Origin of the sequence: Shewanella sp. cp20 (genome assembly GCF_000832025.1) — a bacterium.
GTDB lineage: Bacteria > Pseudomonadota > Gammaproteobacteria > Enterobacterales > Shewanellaceae > Shewanella.
The window spans coordinates 25,660-52,511 of the sequence record NZ_JPII01000049.1; the positions used below are offsets into that span (position 1 = coordinate 25,660).

Annotated in this window: 25 protein-coding genes and 1 pseudogene; 15 read left to right on the forward strand and 11 right to left on the reverse strand. The window is 51.4% G+C overall.

The window, feature by feature from the left end; translation table 11 throughout:
- Positions 1-140 precede the first annotated feature (140 nt).
- Positions 141-557 carry a CBS domain-containing protein gene (locus DB48_RS17320; protein ID WP_041511450.1) on the reverse strand — a complete coding sequence of 139 codons (417 nt, stop codon included), beginning with the start codon at positions 555-557 and terminating at the stop codon, positions 141-143.
- 343 nt (positions 558-900) lie between these two features.
- Here DB48_RS17320 and hyaA point away from each other — a divergent pair, with 343 nt between their 5' ends.
- The 12 genes and pseudogenes from hyaA to DB48_RS20315 all read left to right on the forward strand — a co-directional run bounded on the left by hyaA (position 901) and on the right by DB48_RS20315 (position 12,937).
- Positions 901-2,037: a nickel-dependent hydrogenase small subunit gene (hyaA, locus tag DB48_RS17325; RefSeq protein WP_041511451.1), complete on the forward strand. Its 1,137-nt coding sequence runs from the start codon at positions 901-903 to the stop codon at positions 2,035-2,037.
- A gap of 4 nt (positions 2,038-2,041) precedes the next feature.
- Entirely contained in the window at positions 2,042-3,748 is a 1,707-nt protein-coding gene (gene hyaB, locus DB48_RS17330) for a nickel-dependent hydrogenase large subunit (RefSeq protein WP_041511452.1), read from the forward strand.
- 10 nt (positions 3,749-3,758) lie between these two features.
- A complete protein-coding gene (gene cybH, locus DB48_RS17335; RefSeq protein ID WP_041511453.1) occupies positions 3,759-4,430 on the forward strand; it encodes a Ni/Fe-hydrogenase, b-type cytochrome subunit in 672 nt (223 codons plus the stop codon).
- 11 nt (positions 4,431-4,441) lie between these two features.
- Positions 4,442-5,005: a HyaD/HybD family hydrogenase maturation endopeptidase gene (locus DB48_RS17340; RefSeq protein ID WP_041511454.1), complete on the forward strand. Its 564-nt coding sequence runs from the start codon at positions 4,442-4,444 to the stop codon at positions 5,003-5,005.
- On the forward strand, positions 4,986-6,743 hold the full coding sequence (locus DB48_RS17345) for a hypothetical protein (RefSeq protein ID WP_041511455.1): 1,758 nt from the start codon (positions 4,986-4,988) through the stop codon (positions 6,741-6,743). The genes DB48_RS17340 and DB48_RS17345 overlap by 20 nt, the downstream gene beginning before the upstream one ends.
- Before the next feature lies 1 nt (position 6,744).
- Positions 6,745-9,107 (forward strand): annotated as a pseudogene (gene hypF / locus DB48_RS17350) (carbamoyltransferase HypF).
- A gap of 113 nt (positions 9,108-9,220) precedes the next feature.
- Positions 9,221-10,021: a hydrogenase nickel incorporation protein HypB gene (gene hypB, locus DB48_RS17355; RefSeq protein ID WP_041511456.1), complete on the forward strand. Its 801-nt coding sequence runs from the start codon at positions 9,221-9,223 to the stop codon at positions 10,019-10,021.
- Between the two features lie 2 nt (positions 10,022-10,023).
- A complete protein-coding gene (locus DB48_RS17360) occupies positions 10,024-10,272 on the forward strand; it encodes a HypC/HybG/HupF family hydrogenase formation chaperone (RefSeq protein WP_041511457.1) in 249 nt (82 codons plus the stop codon).
- On the forward strand, positions 10,269-11,384 hold the full coding sequence (gene hypD / locus DB48_RS17365) for a hydrogenase formation protein HypD (protein ID WP_041511458.1): 1,116 nt from the start codon (positions 10,269-10,271) through the stop codon (positions 11,382-11,384). The genes DB48_RS17360 and hypD overlap by 4 nt, the downstream gene beginning before the upstream one ends.
- Positions 11,385-11,386: 2 nt before the next feature.
- On the forward strand, positions 11,387-12,397 hold the full coding sequence (hypE, locus tag DB48_RS17370) for a hydrogenase expression/formation protein HypE (RefSeq protein WP_041511459.1): 1,011 nt from the start codon (positions 11,387-11,389) through the stop codon (positions 12,395-12,397).
- The gene (gene hypA / locus DB48_RS17375; protein ID WP_011865553.1) at positions 12,397-12,747 is read left to right on the forward strand and encodes a hydrogenase/urease nickel incorporation protein HypA; all 351 of its coding nucleotides are present in this window, start codon (positions 12,397-12,399) and stop codon (positions 12,745-12,747) included. The genes hypE and hypA overlap by 1 nt, the downstream gene beginning before the upstream one ends.
- Before the next feature lie 25 nt (positions 12,748-12,772).
- Positions 12,773-12,937, forward strand: a complete 165-nt coding sequence (locus DB48_RS20315; RefSeq protein ID WP_181006099.1) for a hypothetical protein — start codon at positions 12,773-12,775, stop codon at positions 12,935-12,937.
- A gap of 448 nt (positions 12,938-13,385) precedes the next feature.
- Here the strand turns inward: DB48_RS20315 and DB48_RS17380 are convergent, their stop codons facing one another.
- The 3 genes from DB48_RS17380 to DB48_RS17395 all read right to left on the reverse strand — a co-directional run bounded on the left by DB48_RS17380 (position 13,386) and on the right by DB48_RS17395 (position 20,190).
- The gene (locus DB48_RS17380) at positions 13,386-17,156 is read right to left on the reverse strand and encodes a DNA replication protein (protein ID WP_041511460.1); all 3,771 of its coding nucleotides are present in this window, start codon (positions 17,154-17,156) and stop codon (positions 13,386-13,388) included.
- Positions 17,157-17,972: 816 nt separating this feature from the next.
- Entirely contained in the window at positions 17,973-19,487 is a 1,515-nt protein-coding gene (locus DB48_RS20165; protein WP_152619194.1) for a hypothetical protein, read from the reverse strand.
- Between the two features lie 400 nt (positions 19,488-19,887).
- Positions 19,888-20,190, reverse strand: coding sequence for a hypothetical protein (locus DB48_RS17395; protein ID WP_041511463.1), 303 nt, complete (start codon positions 20,188-20,190; stop codon positions 19,888-19,890).
- Between the two features lie 143 nt (positions 20,191-20,333).
- Between DB48_RS17395 and DB48_RS17400 the strand changes: the two genes are divergently transcribed.
- On the forward strand, positions 20,334-20,567 hold the full coding sequence (locus tag DB48_RS17400; RefSeq protein WP_041511464.1) for a hypothetical protein: 234 nt from the start codon (positions 20,334-20,336) through the stop codon (positions 20,565-20,567).
- A gap of 362 nt (positions 20,568-20,929) precedes the next feature.
- On the opposite strand, the gene DB48_RS17405 is transcribed toward DB48_RS17400, so the two are convergent.
- From DB48_RS17405 to DB48_RS17425, 5 genes are all read right to left on the reverse strand, one after another.
- Positions 20,930-21,319 (reverse strand): hypothetical protein, encoded by a 390-nt coding sequence (locus DB48_RS17405; RefSeq protein ID WP_041511465.1) that lies wholly within the window; start codon positions 21,317-21,319, stop codon positions 20,930-20,932.
- Positions 21,320-21,456: 137 nt separating this feature from the next.
- Entirely contained in the window at positions 21,457-21,855 is a 399-nt protein-coding gene (locus DB48_RS17410) for a hypothetical protein (RefSeq protein ID WP_041511466.1), read from the reverse strand.
- A 47-nt stretch (positions 21,856-21,902) separates the two neighbouring features.
- Complete coding sequence (locus tag DB48_RS17415) at positions 21,903-22,355, reverse strand: GNAT family N-acetyltransferase (RefSeq protein ID WP_041511467.1); 453 nt, start codon at positions 22,353-22,355, stop codon at positions 21,903-21,905.
- 190 nt (positions 22,356-22,545) lie between these two features.
- Positions 22,546-23,151: a GNAT family N-acetyltransferase gene (locus DB48_RS17420; protein ID WP_041511468.1), complete on the reverse strand. Its 606-nt coding sequence runs from the start codon at positions 23,149-23,151 to the stop codon at positions 22,546-22,548.
- Positions 23,152-23,452: 301 nt separating this feature from the next.
- On the reverse strand, positions 23,453-23,956 hold the full coding sequence (locus DB48_RS17425) for a GNAT family N-acetyltransferase (RefSeq protein ID WP_041511606.1): 504 nt from the start codon (positions 23,954-23,956) through the stop codon (positions 23,453-23,455).
- A gap of 67 nt (positions 23,957-24,023) precedes the next feature.
- Here DB48_RS17425 and DB48_RS17430 point away from each other — a divergent pair, with 67 nt between their 5' ends.
- Positions 24,024-24,641 (forward strand): hypothetical protein, encoded by a 618-nt coding sequence (locus DB48_RS17430; protein ID WP_041511469.1) that lies wholly within the window; start codon positions 24,024-24,026, stop codon positions 24,639-24,641.
- A gap of 42 nt (positions 24,642-24,683) precedes the next feature.
- Positions 24,684-25,415 carry an MBL fold metallo-hydrolase gene (locus DB48_RS17435; RefSeq protein ID WP_041511470.1) on the forward strand — a complete coding sequence of 244 codons (732 nt, stop codon included), beginning with the start codon at positions 24,684-24,686 and terminating at the stop codon, positions 25,413-25,415.
- A 174-nt stretch (positions 25,416-25,589) separates the two neighbouring features.
- Here the strand turns inward: DB48_RS17435 and DB48_RS17440 are convergent, their stop codons facing one another.
- Both DB48_RS17440 and DB48_RS17445 read right to left on the reverse strand, forming a co-directional pair.
- A complete protein-coding gene (locus DB48_RS17440; RefSeq protein ID WP_041511471.1) occupies positions 25,590-26,138 on the reverse strand; it encodes an NAD(P)H nitroreductase in 549 nt (182 codons plus the stop codon).
- Between the two features lie 94 nt (positions 26,139-26,232).
- Positions 26,233-26,823, reverse strand: coding sequence for an HvfX family Cu-binding RiPP maturation protein (locus DB48_RS17445; RefSeq protein WP_041511472.1), 591 nt, complete (start codon positions 26,821-26,823; stop codon positions 26,233-26,235).
- Positions 26,824-26,852: the final 29 nt, after the last annotated feature.

Here is a 26,852-nt window from a genome sequence, read left to right on the forward strand (position 1 = left end):
GCAAAACACAAAGCCGGGATCCTACCAAGGAACGCGCCATTTTGATATGAAAAATCGCCCCAGAGGGGCGAAATTGTTCATCCAATTATCTGGCTTACCGCATGAGGGCGAAAGATAAAAAGGTGAACATAAGCATTAACTTAGGCAGGCTTGAGATAACACTCCTGCATCGAGGTGTTTATCGCCCGGAGCACGGCATTTCTATCTATGATGCCGACCACCCTGCCCTGGTCGATCACCGGATAGATCTTGGGCTTTGGCAGCAGCATCTGCTCGGCCAGGCTAATGATGGGCTCGTCCTTAGAGACGGTCAGCACGTCGGTGCGCATGCAATCACTCACATTGGCGGTGAGATCGCAGTGATAGGTACTCTTTAACATCACGGCTAAACAATCTTGTTGCGACAAAAACCCCACCAAATGACCCTGTGCATCGACCACGGCTGCGCCTAATTTTTTTTGTGAGAGCAGCTTTTCGACCGCGGCCGCCAGTGTCATGTCTGCCTCTAATAACACCGGCTGGCGATCCATATAATCAACGACTTTCATCGATTCCATATTCTGACTCCTTAATCGTGTCCGCACCTTAAGTGTAATTAAGGTTGGTCTAAAAAGCCGAAGTTTTAACCAATTTTATTTATAAGCAAAGAAAACAAACATTTGCGTAACAGCATAAGAATTTGAGCTGACTCCCAATATTGTTAGCAAATAGGACATTTTGTCCCATGTTTTTAAATAAACTTGATCCAGCTCATACCTATGCAAGCTTAAAAGCCCTTGCGAATCACAAGGTTTCTAAATGTTGACATACATCAACAATCGCGCCGAATTTGAGGCCTAAACTAAGTTACTGAATCGTGCCACTACATTTTCGCATCAAAATGAAAACAAAGGGTTAACCATGGACACACATGCCGCCTTATATCAACAAGGCCAAGCACGCCTCGAAGAGTTACGTCGCTTGGCGCCTCGTCATGCTCAGACATTGCAAGACAAGATGGAAGAGCATGGCATCACCCGCCGAGACTTTATGAAATGGAGCGCCGCCGTCACCGCCATGTTGGCGTTACCGCTCCCCTTTAGCACCTTAGTCGCCGAAGCCGCCGAGCTGGCCGACCGGGTGCCACTGATCTGGTTACACATGGCCGAATGTACCGGCTGCTCAGAATCTCTGGTTCGTGCCGATACCCCTAACCTCGACTCGCTGATCTTCGACCACGTTTCATTGGAATACCATGAAACCCTGATGGCCGCCGCCGGTTGGCAAGCCGAAGAGAACCTGGAACACGCACTGGAAGCCTACAAGGGTAACTACCTGCTGGCCGTAGAGGGCGCTATCCCGACGGCCAACAACGGTGCCTTCCTCACCGTTGGCTGTAAGGGTCATACTGGCCTTGAGATCATCCACCACGCCGCCGAAGGCGCCGCGGCGATCATCTCTGTCGGTACCTGCGCCTCCTTCGGTGGTGTACAGGCCGCCGCCCCGAACCCAACTGGCGCTAAAGGTGTCGATAAGGTGGTCAACAAGACAGTGGTTAACTTAGGTGGCTGTCCACCTAGCGAGAAGAACATTGTCGGCACCCTGATGTATTTCATCATGTTCGGCAAACTGCCTGCACTGGATATGTTCAACCGTCCTAAGTGGGCCTACGGCGCACGGGTTCACGATAACTGTGAGCGTCGTGGTCGCTTCGATGCCGGTGAATTTGTCGAGCAGTTCGGCGATGAAGGCGCGAAAGAGGGCTACTGCCTCTATAAAGTGGGATGTAAAGGGCCTTATACCTATAACAACTGCCCCACAGAAAGATTCAATCACCACACCAGTTGGCCGGTACTTGCGGGTCACGGATGTATGGGCTGCTCCGAGCCTAACTTCTGGGACGACATGGCCGACTTTGAAAAACCCCTTGGCAGACAGCTCCTTCATGGGCTGGACGCAACGGCCGATACCGTCGGCGCAGTGATCTTGGGTGCCACAGCTGTAGGTATCGGCGCTCACGCTGTTGCCAGCGTATTTGCCAATTCGAAGGAGGACTAATTCAATGAGCAAACGTGTAGTTATCGACCCTATCACTCGTATCGAAGGCCATCTGCGTATCGAGGTCGAAGTCGACGAAAATAATGTTGTTCAAAAAGCCTGGTCCTCCTCCACTCTGTGGCGCGGCATCGAGGTGATCCTCAAGGGCCGTACGCCGATGGATGTGGGCCTTATCGTGCAGCGTATCTGTGGTGTCTGTACCTATTCACACTATCGCTGCGGTACCGAAGCCGTCGAGAACGCCTTAGGGGTGAAGATCCCGCTGAACGCCAAGTACCTGCGCTCGCTCATGCAGACCTCGCTCTATATGCATGACCACATAGTGCACTTCTACCACCTCCATGGTCTGGACTGGGTAGATGTGGTCTCGGCCCTGAGCGCCGATCCAGCCGCTGCCGCCCAGGTTGCCCTGAAATACACCCATAACCCCATCGCCGCCGGCGAAGGTGAACTGCGCGCCGTACAGGAACGGGTCAAAGGCTTTGTGGAAACCGGTAAGCTCGGCCCCTTCGCCAACGCCTACTGGGGCAACGGCACATATAAGTTCACCCCAGAGCAGAACCTGATCGCCCTGTCACACTACCTCAAGGCATTGGAAGTACAGCGCGTTGCCGCCGAGATGCTGGCCATCTTCGGGGGTAAGCAGCCGCATCCACAATCACTGGTCGTCGGTGGTGTCACCTCGGTGCGCGATATGCTCAGCCCTGCCCGCCTGCAGGAGTGGAAACAGAAACACGCCATAGTGACCGACTTTATTCATCGTGCCTATAAGGCGGATATCGTCATGGCGGCCGAAGCCTTCGGCGGCGAACCTAGCGTACTGGGCGGCGTCAACGTGAAGAACTTTCTGGCCACCAACGACTTCGTGCTTGCCGATGGTCAGTACATGTTCGACCAAGGCGTGATCATGAATGGCGATCTGGCCAATGTCACCGACATCAACCCAGATCTGATTAAAGAAGACGTGAGCCACGCCTGGTACGACGCCAACGAGCCACAACATCCTTATGACGGCACCACAGTGCCGAACTACACAGGTTTTGTGGAGCGCGACACCGTCTACGGCAAGCTGCCGACCCTAGATGGTGACGGCAAGTACAGCTGGGTGAAGTCGCCTCGCTACCAAGGTGAGCCGGTGGAAGTGGGTCCGCTCTCAAGCCTGCTGGTCAGCTACGCCCGTGGTAACAAGGTGGTGGTCGATGCGGTCAATGGCCTGCTGGAAGCCACTGGCCTGCCGGTTGAAGCCCTGTTCACTACGCTCGGTCGCACCGCGGCGCGTATGTTACAGACGGTGATCGTCGCCGAAGAGGGCCTCAAAACCTTCGATGCGCTGATCGACAACCTGCTGGTAGACGAAGCCACCTATGTGCAGCCGGAGATAGATCCAAGCAAGGAGTATGTGGGCCACGCCATGATCGAGGCGCCGCGCGGCATGCTCAGCCACTGGATCCGCATCAAGAACGGTCTGGTGGAGAACTATCAGGCTGTGGTGCCCACCACCTGGAACGCGGGCCCAGTGGATGCTGCCGGCAAGGTAGGTCCCTATGAGGCATCGCTGTTAGGCCTCAAGCTGGAAGACCCGACTAAACCACTGGAAGTGATACGTATCATTCACTCGTTCGACCCTTGTATGGCCTGTTCGGTACATGTGATGGACTATAAGGGCCAAGATCTGGGTGAGTTCCGTATCGACCCAAACGGCAATAACTAAGGAGCAACTCATGGCTACAACCAATGTACCCTATGAGAGAGCCTTTATCTTCAGCGCCGCGATCAGGATTTTTCACTGGTTGCGAGCGCTCTCCATACTGGTTCTTGTCATAACCGGCTTCTATATTGCCTGGCCGTTTTTGGTGGCGCCAAGCAGCACGGATGTGTTGGTACAGGGGTGGGTAAGATTTGCCCACCTGATCTTCGGCTTCGTGCTGTGTGCCATCACAATTGCCAGGGCCTACCTGTTCTTCTTCAGCAAGAGTGACATTGAGCGGCGCTCCTTCAAGGACGTCACCAGCGTCAACAGCTGGATAGTGCAGCTCAAGTCCTACCTCTGGATGGGACACCTGGACAAGAAAGGCGTGTATGGCCCCTTGCAGTTTGTCACCTACTTTGCCGTGTCTGTGATTGCAGTGCTGATCTGCATCACTGGTCTGGCACTGTACGCCAACGTCTATCATCTCGGCCTTGGCGGCATGTTAGCTGACATGGCGGCCTGGGTAACCGGCGCCATGGGTGGCCTAGCCCAGGTACGGATCTGGCACCATTACTTTACTTGGGTGTTTATTATCTTTGTGGTGATCCACGTCTATATGGCGGTCTGGACCGGCATCAGATTTAAACATAATTCGGTAGATTCCATCGTCTCTGGCTATGACTACCATCCTAAGAAACACTAAATAAGGGCGCCATGAAAATACTGTTACTCGGTATTGGTAATGTGCTGTACGCCGATGAAGGGATCGGCGTACATTTTGTCAATTACCTGCAAGAAAACTATCGCTTTAGCCATCCGTCGCATCGACTCGATGTGATGGATGGTGGCACCTTAGCCCAAGGGCTAATTCCCATTATCTGTAAATACGACTATCTTGTGGTGGTAGATACGGTCAACGCCCACGGCGTCGGCCCAGGAGAGGTCTATTTTTTCGATTTCGACAAGGCTCCCAGTGAAATCGATTGGCAAGGAAGCGCACATGAGGTGGAGATGTTACAAACATTGACCATGATGGAGATGGTCGGAGACAGACCGAAAACCTTCGTACTTGGCTGTACGCCAACCGTACTCGAACCTATGACACTGGGACTCACCCCGAGTGTCGCCGCCGCCGTTCCCCTGATGGAAACGACAATACTCACCCATTTCAAGTCCCTCGGATTCGAGATCGAACGCATCAACGACTTGGCAATAGAAACGCTCATTCCAGATTCTTATAAGCGCGGTGTAACCCTAGATGAAGACAATCAAATTTGAATTTACCTGCTCACGGCAGGTGCCGCTTTACGCGCACTTATGTAACCGATACCTAAATTATGGTGAACTAAATATCCATATCGGCTACCAGGGCGGCGCCTATTTTATCGAGGCCGAGGGCAAACAGAGCGAGCTGGAAACCCTGGCCGATGAGATAGCCCAGGACTTTCTCATCTCAGTCTGGCTCAAAGATTCGCGCATCGCCCTGGTCGACGCGCCAAGCGGCAGTACCGAGCCCTTGGCAACCCAGCCATTGACCCAGGAATTTTGTCAGCAGTGCGCGCCCCACTTTGGCGACAATCAGGCAGCCGCATTTGGCCAACTGGATCTCGGCTGCGACTGCTGCCACGGCGAGCAGCGCATCCATGAGGCGTATCGCGGCCTCACCGCAGGCGATATTCAGGCCATGTATCAGCGTCTGCTCACCCAGGGCGAACTCAAACTGGCGGGCGACATTCATCTGAGCCTTAGCCCAATTGACGGCCCGGCGCGCCCTCGCCTGCTGATCTGTAATCCCAACACCTTAAATGCCCAGTTCCACCTCAGCGATCCTCAGGTGCTGGCACTGTCGAGCATAGAGAAACCCCTCATCTGCGTACGGCCCATCAAAGATCATCCAAAACTCAAGCAGCCCTTGTACGATCTCTGCTTTGCCTACAACCGCCTGCTGGTGATCCTGGCCGAGCACCTACGCCAGCATGGCACAGATTGGATCTACCTGAATGATCCCGCCCAGTGTGAGGCGCTAGCCTATATCGACGGCCAATGGGCCGAGATCTACACGAAAGCGCCAAAAAGCCTGCGCATAGACTCGCCCAAGCAGCCGCTACATGAAGAAGTGCTACTCAACGGCAAAGACACGAGTTACTACGCCAGCCACAGCGACAAACAGGGTGGCCATTACCTACTTGAGCAAGGCAGCGATGTGAAGTCGCGCCGCGGCGCAATGACGACAAGTACCCTGAGTGATGACGAGCTGGCACTGTGCGCCCTGCACAGCGTCAATCTCGAGCATGGCTTAGGTAAGCACAGCGCCATCATCTATCTTAGCCGCGATCATGGCGGGCACATCTACACCCTGGATGGTAAATGCGAGGCCGAGCGTTTCTTCGCCCTGCCCGAGCTACCCGAGACTGGTTACGACATCTATCATCAGCTGGAGCAGAGCCCACAGCGCAAGGTGCTGGAGAAGTTTAAGCAGCGTTATCCCGAAGACTACCTCAGGCTGCTGGATCTGAAACTTCCCGCCGAGCGCCATAGCCTGAGCGCCCTCTGGGCCGTTGGCGCGGTGATCTTGGGCCTCGAGAGCCGCTCCCTGAGTGTAGGCGATCTCAACGACGCCCTGATGGCCGCCGCCCAGGCCCATAGAGGCAGCAACTCGCCGCGCATCGACTATCCGCTCACCCGCGGCGAGGCCTATCGCAGCCTCAACTGGTGTAAGACGCTGGGGACGCTGATCAGCTTCCGACTGGCCGACGACAGGGACAGCCAAAAACTCGCCTTTGGCATGCACGACTCCTTCGCCGACTACCTGGCAAACTGGATTGAACATCTGGATCTTAACCTGGGGGTCAAGTCGGTGGCACTGGCCGGTAGCGAATGGGCTAACCCAGTATTGTGTCAGCGTGTCGCGCTACGTGTGGGCAAAAACTTTCCTCTCAAGCACAACCAGCAGTTGGAAATTGATGGCAACAACCATGCTATCGGTGCCCTAATGCTGAAGAAACGTAGGCTATAGCATGTCTGCCAAGCTGCAAGCGTCCATCGAGACGATTAAGCGAGTCAGGCTGGACATCACAGGTATCGTCCAGGGGGTTGGTTTTCGCCCCTTCGTTTACCGCTGGGCCACCGAGCTTGGCCTGCTGGGCCTGACCTTCAACCACAGCAAGGGCGTCACCGTGGAGCTGCAGGGCACAGCCCAGGCCATAGACGCTTTTGTCGAGGCGCTTAACGAAACACCACCACCTTTGGCGCGCATCGACAGCCTGAGCCAGGTAGAGATCCCGCTACAGGCCTGTGACAGCTTCGAAATCACCCACAGCCAGGCCGACGCCAAGGCTGTGGTGGCGGTATCGAGCGACAAGAGCAGTTGTCAGAATGTCTCGATGAGATCATGGACCCCAGCAACCGCCACTACCAGTACCCCTTTACCAACTGCACTAACTGCGGCCCCAGATATACGCTGATCCGCGCCCTGCCCTACGACAGACCCAACACCGCCATGGCCGAATTTGCCATGTGCGATGCCTGCGCCGCGGCCTATCAAGACCCGCTGGACAGGCGCTACCACGCCCAGCCGGTAAGCTGCCCAGATTGCGGCCCGCAGCTGAGTTTGTTAGACGCAGGGCAAATGCCGCTGGCAGAAAGAAACCACGCACTGGATCTGGCGGTAGAACTACTTGCCCAGGGCAAGACCCTGGCTATCAAGGGACTGGGCGGTTTTCATCTGGTGTGCGATGCCACCAATGATGAAGCGGTGCAGCGACTACGCAGACGCAAACAGCGCCCGGCCAAGCCCTTCGCCGTGATGTGCGCCTCAGTAGAGATGGCCCAGAAGCTAGCGACAGGCAGTGACGCCGAGTGGCAACTGCTGCAAAGCGCCGAGCGGCCCATCACCCTGCTGCAAAAATCGCCCAGCTGCGATCTACTCAGCCCGGCAGTGGCCCCCGGCATCGACCGACTCGGGCTGTTTCTGCCTTATACGCCCTTACACCAGCTGCTACTCACTAGGCTAAACCGTCCCTTGGTGGCCACCAGTGCCAACCGCAGCGGTGAGCCCATCATCACACATGCCGAGGATATCTTCGCACTGCTTGGCGAGGTGGTCGACGCCGTGCTGGATCACAACCGCGAGATCCTCAACGGCTGTGACGACAGCGTGGTGCAGATGGTGGATGACAAGCTGCAGGTCATTCGTCTGGCGCGCGGCTATGCGCCGCTGACCCTGGCGCTGCCACAGGCCGTGCCTCAGGAAACCTTGGCGGTGGGCGCCCAGCAGAAAAACAGCATCGCCTTCGGGTTTGATCATAACCTGGTTCTCAGCCCTCACATCGGCGATCTCTTCAGCCTGGAGGCGGAGCAATATTTTATCGACACCCTGGCGACCTTTAAGCGTCTCTACCAGTTCAGTGCCAAACATCTGGTAAGCGACAAACATCCCGACTACGCCTCGACAGTCTGGGCGCTAGCGCAGAAGGACGCACTAGGCATCCCCTGCACTCAGGTGCAGCACCACTATGCCCACATCCTGAGCGTCATGGCCGTCAACCAGACTAGCGACAAGGTGCTGGGCTTTAGTTTCGACGGCACGGGCCTCGGCGATGGGCGCCAGCTCTGGGGCGGCGAAGCCTTGATCGCCGATGTGTCCGGTTACCAGCGCGTCGCCCATCTTAGCCCCATGGCGCTGATCGGCGGCGAGCAGGCCATTAAAGATCCTCGCCGTATCATGCTGGCGTTGCTGTTTGAGCGCTACTCGCCTGAAACGCTTAAAAAACTGCCACTCAAGGCGCTCAACGAGTTACCCACGAGCCTTATCGGCAACCTGCATACCCTGTGGCACAAAGGCGTCGCCACCCAGATGACCAGCTCCATCGGCCGTTTGTTCGACGCCACCGCCTGCCTGCTGAACCTGATGCAAACCACCCAGTTTGAAGGTCAGGCCGGCATGTTGATCGAAGCCAAGGCCAACGAGATCAGCGCGGCGCAGCATAGCGAATCAGGCATTGTCTTTTGCCTGACCGAAGAGGATGGAGTCTGGCAGCTCGCATCCCTGTGGGAGCAGATGGTGGATGCCCTGCTGCATTGGCAGGACAAGCCCGATGGCATAAGCCTTATCGCCCGCGCCTTCATGAACGCCCTGGCACAGGCGGTTACCGACTGCGCGCGTAAACATAGCGCCCTGAGCGTGGCGCTTTGCGGCGGCGTATTTCAAAACCGCTATCTGCTCGGCGAGACACGTAAACGATTGAGCATGGCTAAGATTAAGGTGCTGGATTCACATCAGGTACCGGTTAACGATGGCGGCATTGCCCTGGGGCAACTCTGGTACGCCATTCACCAAGATAACGAGGCGCAAACGTCGACGGAAAACGCGTTCCGCTAACGGTTTGAGCCAATTTGATTAACAGGACTTTGCCTAAAACTGACCCGGGTCAATGAAGTCACCGGGTCCCTAGCGCAAAATGGCATAAACGCCTTAGATTTATGGAGTTCATTATGTGTAAAGACTGCGGCTGCTCTATTACCCGAGATCACAGCCATGAGCATGATCACAGCCACGATCACAGCCATGAGCATGATCATAGCCACGCACACGGTCATTCCCATCATCACGACCACGGTACGGTTCGTAGCAATCCTCAGCTCAATGACAAGAAGACCCTGTCTGTCATCCATAAGATCCTCGACAAGAACGACCACGAAGCGGCCCATAACCGTGCCCATTTCGAGGCCCACAATATCACCGCCTTCAACCTGATGAGCAGCCCAGGCAGCGGCAAGACCACACTGCTTGAACATCTCAAAGAGTACACAGACTTAAACTATGGCGTGGTCGAAGGCGACTTAGAGACCTCCCGCGACGCCGACCGACTCACCGCCAAGGGGATCCCCGCCTTTCAGATCCAGACCGGCTCCGCCTGTCACCTCGACGCCTTCATGGTGCACGACGCCCTGCATCACGTGGATCTGGCCCCGCTGGATATCTGCTTCGTGGAAAACGTCGGCAACCTGGTCTGCCCCGCCTCCTACGACGTGGGCACCCATTACAACATAGTGCTGGTCTCCGTCCCCGAGGGCGACGACAAGATTGAGAAATACCCGGTAATGTTCCGCAAGGCCGATCTGGTACTGATCACTAAGGCGGATCTGCTGCAACACTTCGACTTTAGCGTCGAAGAAGCCAGGGCCCAGGTCAAACGTCTCAACCCCGACGCCCAGGTGATCACCACCTCCATCAAAGATGGCGACAGCATGCGCGCCGTAGTGGAATGGCTCAATAGCCACAGGAGCGTTTAATCATGTGTTTGTCTATACCATCGAGAATTGTGGCGCTGCATCCCGACGAGCAGGCGGTCACCGTCGAGACCCTGGGGGTCAAGCGTAAGGTCAGCAGCCACCTGATGAATGAGCCGCTGGCGCTCGACGACTATGTGCTTATCCATATCGGCTTCGTGATGAACAAGATAGATAAGGCCGACGCCGAAAAGAGCCTGGCCCTGTATCAGGAGATCGTCGAAAAGATGAATGAGCAGGAGGCCCAGTCATGATAGCGCTCAAGCAGCTATATCAGGGCTTTAGAGATCCCGAGACCATACACAATCTGGCCAAGGAGATCGCCCTGCACGCCGCCAAGCATGACGGCAACATCTACATCATGGAGGTGTGCGGCGGTCATACCCACACCATCATGAAATATGGCCTCAACCAGCTACTGCCAGACAATATCGAATTTGTGCATGGCCCCGGCTGCCCCGTGTGTGTCATGCCCAAAGAGCGCATCGACCACGCCGCCATCCTGGCCTCACAGCCAGACGTAATTTTGGTGACCCTTGGGGATATGATCCGCGTGCCCGGCTCCAACGGTAGCCTGGCGGAGTTTCGCGCCAAGGGCTGCGATATCCGCCCCCTCTACGACCCGCTGGATGCCCTGACCATCGCCAAGGAAAACCCTGGCAAGCAGGTGATCTTCTTCGCCATAGGTTTCGAGACCTCGACGCCCATGACGGCGGTGCTGATCGAACAAGCCGAGCAGCAAGGGATAGATAACCTGCTGTTTCATATCAACCACGTGCTGGTGCCACCAGCCATCGACGCCGTGATGGCCGATCCCCAGGCCAAGGTGAATGCCTTTATCGGCCCGGCTCACGTGAGCGTGATCTCGGGTGCCAAGCTATACCGCCCGGCCGTGACCCAATACGGCACCCCCGTAGTGGTATCTGGGTTTGAGCCTGTGGATGTGATGGAATCTATCCTGCGCATCGTCAAGCAGAAGGTCGATGGCGTCGCCGAGTTAGACGTGCAATATAGCCGCGCCGTCAGCGAGGAAGGCAACGTCCACGCCCAGCAGAAGGTGGATCAATACCTCACCATCAGGCCGCATTTCCGCTGGCGCGGTCTGGGGCCGCTGGGCGAGTCCGCCCTGATGCTAAAGCCTGAGTTTGCCCACCGCGACGCCGAGGTGATCTACCGTGAGAAGCTGAACGTTCCCGATATCGACGATCACAAGGCCTGCCAGTGTGGCGACATCCTCAGGGGTATCGCCAAGCCGAAAGACTGTAAGGTCTTCGGCCGCGGCTGCACCCCGGAAACGCCGCTCGGTAGCTGCATGGTCAGCTCCGAAGGCGCCTGCAACGCCTATTACCGCTATAACGGAGTCTAATCATGGCCGATAATGAAAAAACCGTACAACTCAGTCACGGCGGTGGCGGCAAGGAGATGAATCGTCTGATCAAGTCGATCTTCTTCAAGGCCTTCAACAACCCTATCTTGGCGAGCGAAGAAGACGCCGCCCTGCTCCACTTCGAGGGTCAGGCCGCCTTTACCACAGACTCCTTCACTGTGTCGCCGCTGTTTTTTGCAGGTGGCAACATAGGCAAGCTCGCCATTGCGGGGACGGTCAACGATCTCGCCATGATGGGCGCCGAACCTCAGTATCTGAGCTGCAGCTTCATCATAGAAGAAGGCTTTGCCATCAAGGATCTGAAAACCATCGTCGATAGCATGGCCGAGGAGCTGCACAAGAGCGGTACCCGCATCGTCTGCGGCGATACCAAGGTAGTGCCTAAGGGCTGCGCCGATGGCCTGTTTATCAACACCTCTGGCGTAGGCCGCGTGTTGAAGCCACAGATCTCGGTGAAAAACCTGCGTCCCGGCGATGCCATCCTGGTCTCCGGCGACATCGGCCGCCACGGCGCCGCCATCCTGATGGCCCGTGAGGGGCTCTCGCTGGAATCAGAGCTGGTCAGTGACTGCGCCAACCTCTGGCCCGTGGTCGAGCAGCTGATCGCCTGCAACATAGAGGTGCATGCCATGCGCGACGCCACTCGTGGCGGCCTGGCGGCGGTGCTCAACGAATGGGCCAGCGCCTCCGAGGTGGGGATCAGTGTCGAAGAGAGCAAGATCCCCGTGTGCGACGAGGTTAAAGGGCTATGCGAGCTCTATGGCTTCGAGCCTCATGACCTAGCCAACGAAGGCACCTTCATCCTGGCGGTACCGGGTGAGATTGCCGAAGGTGCACTGGAGATCATCAAGCGTTACGGCCACTGCCAAGAGGCGGCCATCATAGGTCATGTGGAAGAGACTCATCCGGGTAAAGTGGTCCTCAAGACCCCATGGGGCAGCAGCCGCTACCTCGACCTGCCCCAGGGTGAACTGCTGCCAAGGATCTGTTAATGCACGAGTATTCGATTGTCACCGCCCTGCTGGAACAGTGTGAACAGCACGCCATCGCCAATCAGGCGAGCAAGATCACTAAGGTGGTGATTAAAATCGGCGTCCTGAGCGGCGTCGAACCCGCCCTACTGGCGACGGCGTTTGAAACCTTCAAGCTGGAGGGACGCGCCAGAGAGGCGGAGCTGGAGATTCTACATCAAGAATTGGTGCTCGAGTGCCAGGCTTGCCAAAGCACTCATACCATTAAAGAACGAAGTGTCATTTGTCCTAGTTGTCACAGCTATGAGACCCGCATCATCGAAGGGGAAGAATTGCTGCTGATGCAACTAGAGCTAGAAACCGATGAATAAAACCAAACATATATGGAGTATTACAATGAAAAAAGCCTCACTACTACTCGCTAGCCTTCTTCCTGCAGCGGCTTGGGCACACCCAGGACACAATGGCATAGGTCTGTTCCACCACCTTAACGACCTACTCCCCATCATCGCCCTGGTGATCATCGTCGCCGGCGTCATGCTGTGGAAGAAGCGCTCATAAGCCAAGCCTTAGCGTAAAATCCACCGACAGCGACAGACTCCAAACCGAGTCTGGCGCTGTCTTGCGTCGCCCAGCCAAAACTTGTTTTACATAAGCAGGCTTTGACGGCCAACACTGTGAGTTGGCAAACAGGCTTCAGCAAATCATCCACTGCTCACTCACCCACGAGCTAGCAGCCCGTGCCCTCTCCCCTCAATAAACTTAAATCCGTTTTAAACGACTCGAACAGACACTTTTTTAGCGCTGCATCCGAAAACCTTAAAAGCTTGCTACTACTCAACTCATTTTTGGACATTTTTGAGTTAAAGCCTTAACTCTAACTTGTCAGTTTCGGATAGAAATTTCTATGGGACAATGCCTTGCTCACCGGTAAATTAGGAGCGCGGCGAGTAATTCATCCGCGTGCAGCAACTTGTTATAGGGCAGCGTTCTTTCACTACATATCAAGCTATCTGCTTTCCAGATAATCTCTCTTCTTTTCATATTCAATAGATTTTAATTTATCCTCAATTTGTATCTCTACATAGGATTTATGCTCAAGAAACTTAATGGAATTAAAAAGCGGCAGCAAACTTTCAAGAAAATTCCTTTCTCGCTCCAAGATGGGAACTCGACTTCCTGACCACGACCAAGTAGTTAGTTCATAGTCTAACGCTTGAAAGTCCTGAAAGTTATCATTTTTACTAAGAAACAAACCTAATATTTCCCGCCTAAATTCTTCACCAAGGTATTTTGCAGAATTAAATAAAAAGCACATAAATTTAATATCCGTTGCATTTTTCTTGACGGCATTACGGAAAAAACCATGTTTTTTCTGAACCACTTCTTCCGATTCAGCTTTCCCTTTTTCTTTAGTGAATAACTTAGTGAATATATTTTCTCTATACCTGAAAGAATGTTCATCTTTACTCTGAAGGTATTTCGCGTATTCTTCAATTTCTTCGAGGTAGCCCTCTCTTTCCCACAAAAAATTTAACTCTGGCATATCTGTGTGCAAACCAGGCCATCTTTCCTTTTCATATATTTTATCGATCAATTTATATAAAAACTCGAACCGTCTATCCAAAAGATGCTTTAAAGCGTCGCCAGAATAATCCCAGTAGCACCCTAGACTGCAGGCGGCTAAGTACGCATCAAAAACCAATTCCTCGTCTGGCTCAAATACTTCAAACCAATTACCAAATATACTGCATTGACTGCTAAATAGGTACTCTAGTGATCTTGCATAGTTAGCATCTTCACTGGATTTATCCGTTAGAATTCTGACAATTTTGCAATATATAGCATCGTCAACATGCTTATACTTATCCAAATAATCTAGCCAACCTCGCAATTCATTGCTTGGAGTGGTACTGATATGCTCTATTAATAAGTTCGCGTCATTATCAACAATGGACTCCTCTGGTAATAATGCAAAATAAGTAGATAACCATAGTTTCTTCCATCGATATTCTTTGCTGTTTAACAATAAGAAAACATCTTCGCTCGATTGAGACTTAAACAGGTCGGTTACTATGAAATGAGGGTTTACTTCAAAAGAGTCATCATAATCCATGTAACTAGATACAATATCAGGAAAGAGTTCTGGTACTGAATCAGCGATTGCACGAAGACTCATTTCAATTCCATTTTTTAAGGAGTAGTTCCTATCTCTACCTGACAAAGCACTATTCAATTCTTTACACCTATCAATGAAATCAATGAAATTTGCTATTGAAATACCCTTGAAATGCTTAACTAAACACTGATGGCGGTATTGATTGTATTCCTCATAACCCATTTCAAGCATGCGCCGTTCATGCCTATCTTCAAGAAGTAAGTTTGAAAGTTCTAGCGTTTCATTAAAGAACTCTTCTTTCCATTCTATTGGATAGTTCAATTCCAAAGATTCAAGGTGCTCACAATAGTCTTTCATCATCATGCAGTGAGACAAATTATCTTTGTCTAACTTTTTAACAAAATATCGTTCAAAAAAAAGAAGATCAGCCTTAGCCATATTCGCGCCTTCATATCTTGCTCTACCTATGTACTCTTTAATTACGTCAACAACGAAAGGTTGAAACTCATCCTTATCCATTAAAAAAGATAAATTTGAGATAATCTTATCTCTTAAAGCGAGTAGGTATTCATCAGGAGATAGCCTAAAATTTATAATGTTTATTGCATCACCGCTAGACCACTGATGCTCGCTGTGCTCAATTTTTAGCAGGTAGCTAGCCGTTAAAATAAAAAGCCGACTAAATAAGTAGTTCTCCCCTTTGTCCATTTGCTCTATCAACTTATCAACAATGAACGATTGTACATAATAGCCGTATCGACAATCATTAGGCTTAAAATTGTAACGTTCTGACAGTGCTCGTATTACAAAGCCAAGGGACACCTTACTTTTAGCAAGATATAGAAGCAGCAATTCAAAAGACATTTTAAATTCTTGATCATCATAAAACCTAAAACTTGTCAGCAAACTGATTAAAGATGATTTATCTGCCTCGTTATTAGCCTCTTCATAACTTTCACCTTTCCAATCAATATCAACGTCAGGCATTCCGTTAATAACCTTTGATGAAAAAACCAAAGCCTCTGTTGGTAAAGCAAACCAAAAAGTGCTTAAAAACTCTATTGATTTATCGACATTCTCATTTTCAGAATACTTTTCAAATATGTCTTTAACCTCACTTCTGATGCCAGCAACAACTTTCCTTTGGTCAAATGCACTAATGATAGGATTAAGTGAATCAACAATAGTCCCGGTATAGTCTGGATAGAAGTCCTTAACAATTGATGAAAATGGTATTGTCTTTTTTTCAAAGACGGCTATATAAAAAAGATAGGTAGATAAAACTTGGTCGGATATTTTTACCACTTCATTTTCATACAAATCCACCAACTCACTTTTATGCAAGATATCAACAAGTTCCCAAAACTCCTCAGCCTGTATGCCGAAAGAGTTCTCTACCATCCCCATTTGTTGTTCATTAAGTTTGTCAATCTTTCTAAAAAACGAAATGGCACAAGCCGCGAGAACTAGCCTTTCATCTTCAAGAACAAGTTTTACGTTTTCATTTTCGCCAAAGTAATCGCTATACAAGGAAGTGACATTTTGAATGGATTGTATTTGATTTGTCTCTATGGCAACTTTTGATGCCATCACAGCCAATCGCGGATTGCCGCAGGATATTTCTTGTATCCGTTTTTTATACTCCCCATTCTTAATTCCAAATATTGATTCAGCCAGTTCTTTAATTTGTTCGTCGGTTAACGGCGTAATAACCTGCTCATGAAGTTCAGTGTATTTGCTAACTTTTTCGATTACAGAAGTTCGCGCATAATCTCTCACCGTGGCAACGATGCGAAAACTTCGGCTTCCATCTTTCTCTGTTAGATAATGAAGAATATAGTCAAGCCTGTTATCCAATCTGTTAGCATCATCAACAAAAATCAAATAATCACCAGGCTCACTAAAGTACGCTGTAACATCCCTTATTAGGTCTGCGCCTTTATCAAAAAGACAAATAACATTGATATTTTCATTCTCTTTCTGAATTCGTTTTGCCAAAGTGACTGAAAATAGTGTTTTCCCTAATCCGGCTGCACCTGATACAAGCAAGAAGTTTGATGATTCCAGTGTTCGAACCGCATTACTCAACAAGTCGTCACAGAACAGCAATTCATTGTCTATAGACGTTGTAAAGTTACTCCTACAGTACCTCTCGACAAAATCATCAACGCTCAACAATTGGCCAGTATCTAAAGGTAAATCTAAATAAGTTTCCGACAAGACGGGATAGGAATTTTTAATACTTAATGAAATTGAATCAAGTCCATTAAGAGTTAACATTACTCCTCTATCGTAGCAAAGAGTCCTGAGTTGGTTGATTTCTTCCGTTGATAGTTTACCCAGATAGCATATGATTATTTCACTGATTTTATCTACTGGAATGCTTGTTTTATTTTCGTCAAAGCACTTTTCAATGTCATCTTTTAGTTTGTTGGCTAGACGTTCCTGTTGAACGGTATATTCTGAAAAAATATATTTTCCATTTGCCTGCATTAACAAACAGTCGGGTGTGCCTTTAACCACCCTATCGGTAATATCCATCATTCCGATTGGGTTTATATTTTCATACCCCTTTCGATGCAGCCAATCATCACAGAGTCTTTGAAATTTTCCGCCTTCCATTTCAAGCAACTTAGATTTTATTTGGTTTTGACTTCCCATAATCCCTCTGTATGGACATAAATTCTAAAAATTAGGTAGCTGGGTCTGAATGCCCTATAACAACTTTTAGTGAGACCTTGTAAGGTAGGAGACCAAGCATGTAAATAAGTAGGTTCAGAGTAATCTTCTAAAGGAGGTGATTGGCGCATGTGTTTGGCTTTTTCATTCCCTGAATGGCGCAGTCGATGTTAGTTTCGAGTTGACCTAGCTCTGTCCTTAATTGGTCATACTTTAATCTATTTTGTAGTTGGCATTCAACACGTATAGTCACATTCTAGTGCTTTCCTCCTTAAAAATAATGGCTTGTATCAGCGAGTAACAGATAAAGCCAAATCGAAGAAACTGTTAAACCCCAGTGTAAGCACAATTTTGGCTCTCGGCGGCATGGACGCCGCCGTGAAGCGTATAAGGATGTATTCACAGCGTGCCAAAAGAGTGCTTGCACATCCCCCGCCGGGCAGGCGTTAAATAACCAAGAAGGTACGACCTTCAACCCATTTAATTAACGAGCATGTCGCTAAATACAAATCAAGCAAACCATAGAAATGGCAAACCTTCATTCCAAGGCCAACACGCTTTGGGGCATAAATGGTTATGGCGGCGCTCGCCTGCCAAGCAATGACGGGCGCAGCTCCTTCCTGTGCGCATCAGAGCAATTGACTTAATAAAGCGACGGGCTTGTTCAACAGCCAAATAAAGTGTCGGCTACGCGACACTTATTCATATTTGTGAGTTGCTCTTCAACAAAAGACGCAAATGACTTTTGTCGACTTGCTAGTCTTGATGTTTTTCAACCCAGCACGTATCAGACACCTTCTATGAGGGATCTGTGTTGAAGATGAAAAGGACTTCTCCGTTTCCGGAGTTTCCGCCATAGGACGTCGGGGCCTTGCTGTCCGTCTTGGTTGAAGGCATCGCATAACTACCGCCCCCGCCACCGCCATAACACCGGTAATGGTCACCACCAGAAGCATACGTGCCATATATGGTACCGCTGCCACCGCCACCGTAGCCGCCGCCACCTCCGCCCCCGCCGCAGGAGGCTGGGTTACCGCCCTCACCACCTTTCCCGGCATTGACCGCCAGAGCGGGGCCACCGTTTATCCAGCCCTTTGATCCTTCGGAACCCGAACCGCCCGACGCTCCGCCGAACCCCTGATACCCGCCGTTATGGCCATCGCCTCCGCAGGCCACGCCTTCCGAGCAATCGGTTCCGCCTCCGCCCATGCCATTGGTATTGGTGAACCAAGAGCCCCCCAAAGAAGGCAGACCATCGTAAAACGCGTTTGCGCCTGCGCCCGTTGCCGATTTGCCGACCTGGCTTGAATACGCGAAGCCGCCGTTGCCACCGCCGCCGCCTTGCATGGAACCGCTGTAGAAGGCGCTGCCCTCGCCGCCACCACCACCGCCGCCGGCGATTAGAACAATATCGCTGTGTGGCAGGGAGCCGTTCGGCTCAAAGCTCGCCACGATCGTGGCGGCGCCTCCGGCCCCGCCGCTGTCATCGTGACTTCCCGCTTGCCCTAGGTAGTAGTAGAAAATCGCGTTTCCGAACAGCATTCCATAATCGTTGCCTGTGGTTACCACCTGGGCAAAGCCTCCTTTTCCGCCTGCTCCCGATCCTCCGCCGAAAGTCGCGTTAGTGCCATTACCTCCTCCGGCGCCGATAGCCTGTATCCATAAAGTTGTATTCTCGTCTACGGCGCTGTTGAGGGGGCTTGCCTGGGTGGCAATGTTGGTCCAGAAAACCGCTTGATTACAGCTGGTGTTTAGGGTGCACACCACCTGGTTTGAATTGCCGCTGGCAAGAGAACAGGTTGCATCGCAGTCCTCGATAGCGTAAGAAACCGCTCCACCCAGGGCGAAATTTGTCACTGCGGTGTGCGTCTGGCCCACATCGTCCATGACGGTAAGCGTCGCCTGGTAGTTCCCCGAAACGTCTTTGACGCCATTGCTTGAGGCGGTATCGGCGTAGGGATGGACTTTCAACGGCCCCCGGTTCGGCCCGCCCTGAATGGTAACCGGCCCATAGATGGTTTCGCCCGTATCCAGGTTTTTTACTGTGTAAGTATGAGAAACCAGTTTTCTCTCACCGCCTGCAACGGAAAAACTACCATCGAGTTCCATTCGGCCCGGCACGTTAGACGATTCCATTGCCGTAAGTCGCGCAGTCGGCGCGCTTTCACTTCCGTCACAGCCCTGCAGTGCTCCCATGAAACAGGCCAGCACGATGAAGAGCCCCGCGCCTGCCGGTTTCGATGAATGGGCGAAATTGGTCAATCCTGTATACAGACGATGGATCCGGCTTAAAAAAGCTGGTGATAAAGACATTCGGTTTCCTCCTTGTTCTTCCCTTTATTTTTTGCCGAGCGTTGTAAAGATACTGCATCGGCAAGGAAGGATTGAATTGCTCATTTCATTTCCACAAATGGCCTTTTTTTGCCAAAAAATGAGTCAATCCAAGTTCCTTTTTGTGCGACTTACTAAAAAGCCCCAGTGTAAGCTAATAATATTATTGAAAATAAATGTGCGAAATATAGAGTTTCCCTCAGATTTCATCAAGGACGACCGCGTAACCTTGGTGCACAGGCAAATTGAATACCACGAATTCACCGCCAATGAAAACAAAATAGCAACATATGTACACCTCTGTTGTTTCGCATTCCTATGTTCACATCCCTAATATTTACATCCCTAATGTTCACCTCCCCGTATGTTCACATCCGTATGTTCACATCCCTATGATCAGTACACTGCTGCTTCCATGTACTGCACCCGCCAAACAGGCGTAGATAGCCATGAAGGTGCGAGCTTCAACTGCACTATGTAGATACCTATACAGGCATACGCTGGACTGACAATTAACAAAACCAGCGCCTAAATCGCTCACTAAATAACCAGCTGTAAATCCCATCTCTGCCACCAAACCACTCATCAAAAACAATGCCAACTCTCCAAACTTTCCCCACAAAGAGTCAAAAAACAGGCTTTTTGCTAATAAAATGACGGCGTCATTTTTACCAACATCAGACAAAGCTAAATAAAATTTATTTCTTTATAAACATCGACTTGATGCAATTATGACGAGCGGTTTTCGCGGCAAAACATTGACAGTTTATTTCTTCAAAAAAGCGGCGTATAGTGCGTTTCTAATTTAGTGACGCTAGGGTGAAAATCATGTTTCGTTTTACAATTTATTCAATTGTGGCCTATGCCTTCTGGCTGACCTTTGTCGACGTCTCCAATTACTTGGGCGCCGAGGAAGATGGCTGGCTGTCGACCATCAAGAGCGAGTGGGCCAACTTTAAAGATGATGAGCCAGCACTGAACACCACTTACCTCAGCAGCCAGGACAATGATTGCCAGGCCACCAACAGCTGCTACGAAGCGAGTGCGCCACTGGGCGAATAACCTTCAGGCCTAACTTGAGTCGATAAGTTATTAGTATGAGCTTTAGGTTCACGAGCTTTAGATTCATTAGCTTTAGATTCACGAGATTTCGATTTACTCGCTTTAGCTTTGAGAGCTTTAGCTTCGAGAGCTTTATAATCGTGAGCTTTATTATCGTGAATTTAGATTTATCGTGAGATTCAGCTTTATCGCGAGAGTTAGATTTACATAACACTAAGCCTGTTATCCCCTTCCCTAGCATCCTAGCGCTATCCTTGCTTCCCCCTTGATTCACCCTTGTATCACCCTAGATTCGCCCCTGGCCTAGCGTTAGATTTAGCGCTAGGTTTAACGTTAGGTTTAGCGCAAGATAAGCCCTTTGATTAATTAAGCAAGATACCCGCCAGGGTAAAGGCGCTCACTAGGGCGAAGAAGATCCACTGAAACATAGAACGAAACGCCCCCTTCATCTCCGCAAAATACCCTATGTAGATCTGCCAGGTGGCAAACAATACAAAGTTCAGCGCGATAAAGAGCAGCAAGCCATAGCTTTGCATGCTAGACACCATGGCAAAGGAACAGGCCAGCAGTACCAGCGCCGATAGCACTAGAAAGACCGAGATATAGTGAAACACGCAGTGCATGACAGATTTGGCAATGGGGTCGAAATCGGCCTCAAGCATAGGGGTTAAGAAACGGGTCTTACCTAAGGTAAAATGGCCGATACAGGTTAGGATGGCGATGATGCCGGCGATGAGAAAATAGATGTTCATCGAGTCTCCATGAAAACGAGCGAGTAAAGATCACTCTTACCTAGACCAGTCTAGTCGAATCCTTGTTTCATGCCCGATCAAAAAAGAGTGCACCAGCGCACTCTTTTTCGAAAAATTAATCGGCCACTCAGACGAGTTTACATGGTTGCCATGATCCAATAATCCAGACGCTGCTGCGGATTGGCCATCAGTTTCTGGCAAGGCCCTTTGTAGCGACCCATGAGACTGCCCAGATTGTTATTGCTCGGCAGGCTGGCTCTTTGATCGGCGATGGTCGCCGCAAGCTGCTGCTCGACCTTGTCGGCATCCTGATACTTTTTCGCCAGGGTGACGGCGTCCTGGCCAGATTGCTTAAGCCTTTCACCCACTGGCTTCATCTGCGGCGCATTCATGCCGGCGATGGTCTCTGAAGCGATTTGATAATAGGCGGCGCACTCCAGCACCTCTTTGTTGAAGGCCAATTCGGCTTCTGAGGGAGCGGCGGCTGCGCTATTGGCCATGAGGGCTAACAGCGAAAGTGTGAGAGTCTTGCGCATCAATACTGTCCTTGAGCAATGAGTTTGAATCATTTCTACTTTAGATGTCACTGAATATCAAGGTTATAGCTTAAAAATTCTTGCTCGACCTTAAAGCCCAGTGACTCATACAGCGCCTGAGCCTGATGGTTGTCTTTATGGGTTTCTAAGAAAATAGAGGCGATGCCCTTGGCCTTGGCATAATCGATGGCGGTGTTCATCAATCGCCGCCCGACCCCGACACAGCGGGCATGCTGGGTGACATAGAGGTCGCTCAAGATAAGATTGGCGCGGGCATGGATAGAACTGAAACTGGGATAGAGCTGACAAAAACCCAGTCCATTGCCCTGGGCATCCAACATCAAGAAGATCACCGCATCCTTGCGAGCCAATCTGGCGTTGATAAACTTGCTGGCCAGGTCGATATCGCTCGTCTGGCCATAAAACTGGCGATATTCGTCAAACAGACTCGCGACTACGGCGGCATCTTCCAAGCTTGCCCTGCGTAATTCTCCCGACATTTATCCTCCCTGATATGTAAAGTTAACTTATACCAATCGTAATAAACAATTGATCATTCTAGCTTGTTAAAACGCTCGATAACTGTATTAGTATTTTTAATTGTAGAATAACTACTTATCTAAAAATCCTGCTTTGCTCTCAAGCGTTTTTCCTGCGCTATTTCTGATCACATATTTACTGTGATTGGTATTATTGGTGTTCTTGATACTGACGCATTCGAAACTTAAGGTTCTGCTTCACGGTCGGCCACTCTGAGGCGATGATAGAGTAAACCACGGTATCGCGTATGGTGCCGTCTTTCAAAATGCGATGATTTCGCAGCACGCCATCTTGCTTAGCCCCCAAACGAGTGATCGCCTCACGGGAGCGCTGATTATGCCAGTGGGTGCGAAACTCCACCGCAATCACGTCTAAGGTCTCGAAGGCGTAGGTGAGTAGCAGGAGTTTACACTCGCTGTTTACCCCGGTGCGCTGCGCCCCCTTGGCATACCAGGTATGGCCAATCTCGATACGCCTGTGGGTCTGATCCCATGACATCAATCGGGTACAGCCGACTATCTCGCCCGAGCGTCTGTCTCTGACGGCAAACGCCAGCGCCTCACCACGCTGCTCGCTGGCTAGGGCCTGCTCGACATAGGCCTTCATCTCATCGGGATGGGGCGCCGAGGTATACCAGAGGTTCCACAGCTCGCCATCACTCACCGCGATAGACAAGGCGGGAATATGTTCCTCCTGCAGCGGCTCCAGCACCACGCGCTCACCACTTAAACAGCCTCTCAATGCATCCTGACTCATGTTGAAACTCCATGCCTTAAGCTTGTGTAGCATCACTACAGCTCACTGGCTCTGCCTTGTATAAATCACCTGCAATCTGCTGCAACACAAACAGGAAAGATCAACTGGCCCTAGTAATAGCAAAACCATATGACCGATAGATGAAATGCCCTGCTAGTAGTTTGTGCCCGGCGAGGGGCTAGCCCCTTACCTTCGCAGGTCTGCCCTAAGCAAAAAGCGGACTAAGCCAAAGAGGACTAAGCCAAAAGCGGACTAGATTGCGACATTGCTAATACACACGCTAACAAAATATCCAATTTAATTAAAGTGTTATATTGTAAAGTAATACTTCGTCACCCTCGCCCCAGACGATAAGCTCCTGACATTCGAAGCCCAACTTCTCAAGCAGTGCCCGCGACGGATCATTGCGTTCTTTAACTATGGCAAGCAGGCTGCTGAACCGTAGCGCCTTGGCGTGAGCAAGCACGGCGCGGCAGGCCTCAACCGCGTAGCCCTTGCCCAGAAACTCGGGCAACAGCGCATAACCAAGGTCAATACCCGGCAGCTGCTCACGATTCACTAGGCCAGCCACACCAACTGGCTCGCCACTTTGCCTGAGTTCGATACAGTACATGCCATAGCCATGTTCCTGATAGCTATTGATCGGCCCTTCGATAAGGTGGTTTTCCGCCTGTGCCAGGGTGCGCACACCCCGATCGCCTATGTTGTCGAGAAAGCCCTGACTATTGAGTAATGCCAACATAAAGGGGGCATCTTTTACCGTCATCTCACGCAGGATAAGACGCTCAGTTTCTAAGGTAAGCAATTCATTCTCCTCCACATCCTTTGAACTCGACTATACTTTGATTGGTTCTACATAGGAAGTGGTTCTAATGACACAACACGCGCCAAAAATCAGTCAATATCATGTCATTGCGGCAGTGGTCGCCGCCGAACTCAATCAGACGCTCAGCTACTGTAAACAGATTAATCTCACCGCCAGCAATGCCCAGGCCGCCTCGGCACGGGTGGGGAACGCAGCGCTTGGTTTTAAGGCGTTAACCGGTTTTATCGACGATCTCGCCTCCTACACCATGAAGGCGGCAACCGACATCAATCAGCTGGCTCACCAGGCCAGTCGCCTCGCCACAGAGACCGCCCGCGCCGCGGTGGCCCTTAAACATTTTCAACGAGCCAAACTCAAGGCCAATGGCGCGCCCTATGGCGATACCATCAATCCTGCCGTCGCCGCCACCCAGGCCAATCACAGCAAGTTACAACAGGAATTTGATCGCCTCATCGACAGGATGGAAAACCAGCTCTTTGAGCTTAAACGTAATCTACGCACCGCGAATATTCTGGCCTCCATCTGCCGCATAGAGGCGTGTCGGGTCGACACCGCCAACCAGGCCATATTCAACGATGTGGCTAACCGGGTGGATGATGTCGCCCAGCTGATCCGCCGGCGCGTCGACCACGCCATTACCCTCTTTGGCAACACAGCCCCCTGAACATTTTTTGCAGACCTTTTTTACAGACAAGGAGTCACAACCATGAAGAGTGAGCTAATCATCGAAACCCCCACCCACAAATGGCTCTACTTTGGTCGCGACCCCGATAAACCCGATAAGATCATCGACACCAACCAATACATGGTCGTCAGCAGCCACCATGCCTTGCTGATGGATCCGGGCGGCATAGAGCTGTTCGCGGCCATGCTGGCTAACATAGTCAAACACATTCCCCTGAGTCAGCTAACCCACCTGTTTGCTTCACACCAGGACCCGGACATCATCTCCTCTCTCGGGCTATGGGACCAAACCCTGCCCAAGGCCAAGCTTTACTCCCCTTGGTTGTGGGAGGGATTCATCCGCCACTTCGGCATGCATAACATCAGCTATGAGCCCATTGCCGACAACGGTGGTAGTTTAAGCCTGGATCAGGTGGAGCTGCAGTTTATACCGGCCCACTACCTGCACGCCTCGGGGAATTTTCATGTGTATGACCCGGTAACCAAGGTGCTGATGACCGGCGATATAGGAGCGGCGCTGGAGGATCCCCAGGCAGATATCTATGTGGATGATTTCGAGCAACACTGCGCCAAGATGGCCTACTTTCATCAGCGGTGGATGCCATCGAATCGTGCCAAAAACGATTGGATAAAACGGGTGCGTAGACTCGATGTTCAGTATCTCTGCCCCCAGCACGGCAGGATCTTCCGTGGTGAGCAGGTAAGGCAGTTCCTCGACTGGTTCGAAAACCTCAACGTGGGTGTTGGTGTCTAGGGCCTGTTGCGACAGGCAAAAAAATGCCCGCAACCAGCGGGCAACACAATCACTTAGGGTGAAAACCTAATAGGGTGGGTCATTGCCACTTTGCCAGTTTTTACCGCCCTGTAAACCCGACCAAAGTCGAAACTCCCTGGCCAGGCTTCACAATATTGGCTGCTATCACCTCTGTCAGAGGTAACGCACCGCCGAGCCTGCAGATTTTTGTGGCTTTAACGGCGCCTTCACCGCAGGCGTACCTAGATAGAGGAAGCCCACTATCTGATCCTGCTCACCCAGGTCGAGTTCCCGGTGCAGATGACGATTAAAGGCCAAGGGCCCGGTGCGCCAGATGCCACCTAATCCCAGGGCGAAGGCCGCTTGCTGCATCGCCATACAGGCGCAGCCTGCGGCAATATGTTGCTCGAGCGCCGGCACCTTAGGATGCTCGCTGACCTTAGCCACCACAGTCACCACCATGGGGGCGCGCATCGGCATGTTGCCGGCCTTAGCGATCGCCGCCTCGTCACCGCCATCTTGCTCCATGGCCTTCACAAAATGATCCGCCAGGCGGGTTAAACCGTCACCCTCGGCGATAATAAATTCCCACGGGGTAAGGCCTGCGTGATCCGGCACCCGCACCGCGGCGTTTAAGATCTGAGTTAATTGCGCCTCATCGGGAGCCGGGGCGACTAACCTGGGGCAAGACTGCCGAGTCAACAGAAGTTCGATCGCATCCACAAAGATTATCCTGTCATTAATACCGACCCCGAGGGTAACAAATTGGTAAAAAAAATCCCACCAAAACAGTGGGATTTACACTCTACGCGCTTGCTTAAGCCTTGGGCTGATATTTGCGGGCAATCCAATAGTCCAGGCTGGTATAACGTCCACCACCTATGATCAACAAGGCAAACAGCATCAGCAGATAGGTCACGGCAAACTCGATGCCGTTATTGAGGATCACAAAGTTACCCGAGGAGGTCAGCCAGTCATAATTTCCATACTCCTGCAACAGCGACTTGGCCGCCGCTAGTTTTTCGGCGGACGCCATCACCTGCTCATTGGCCAGCCAGGAGCTGGGATCGGCGATGGCCAACCAGCCATTTTTCCAATGCACGCTAAAGGCCGCCACCGCCATGGTGACCATCAAGGGAATGGAGATTAAGCGGGTGGCTAGGCCCAGGATCAACAAGATCCCGCCAACAAACTCGCTGCCAGCCGCCAGTGCCACCATCACCTCGGGCATGGGCAGACCTAGCCCCCACTCGGCGTTGCCAAACCAGGCTGCCGTATCGCTAAAGTGGGACAACTTGTTGTAACCCGCCTGCATCAGCACAGGGGCCAGATAGAGCCTCAATGCCAGGGCCGCCACACCATCAAGCTGGGCGATCCCCTGGGTAAATTTAGCGTACAGTTTCTGCATAACCTCACTCTCTCATTATTTTGTCATTA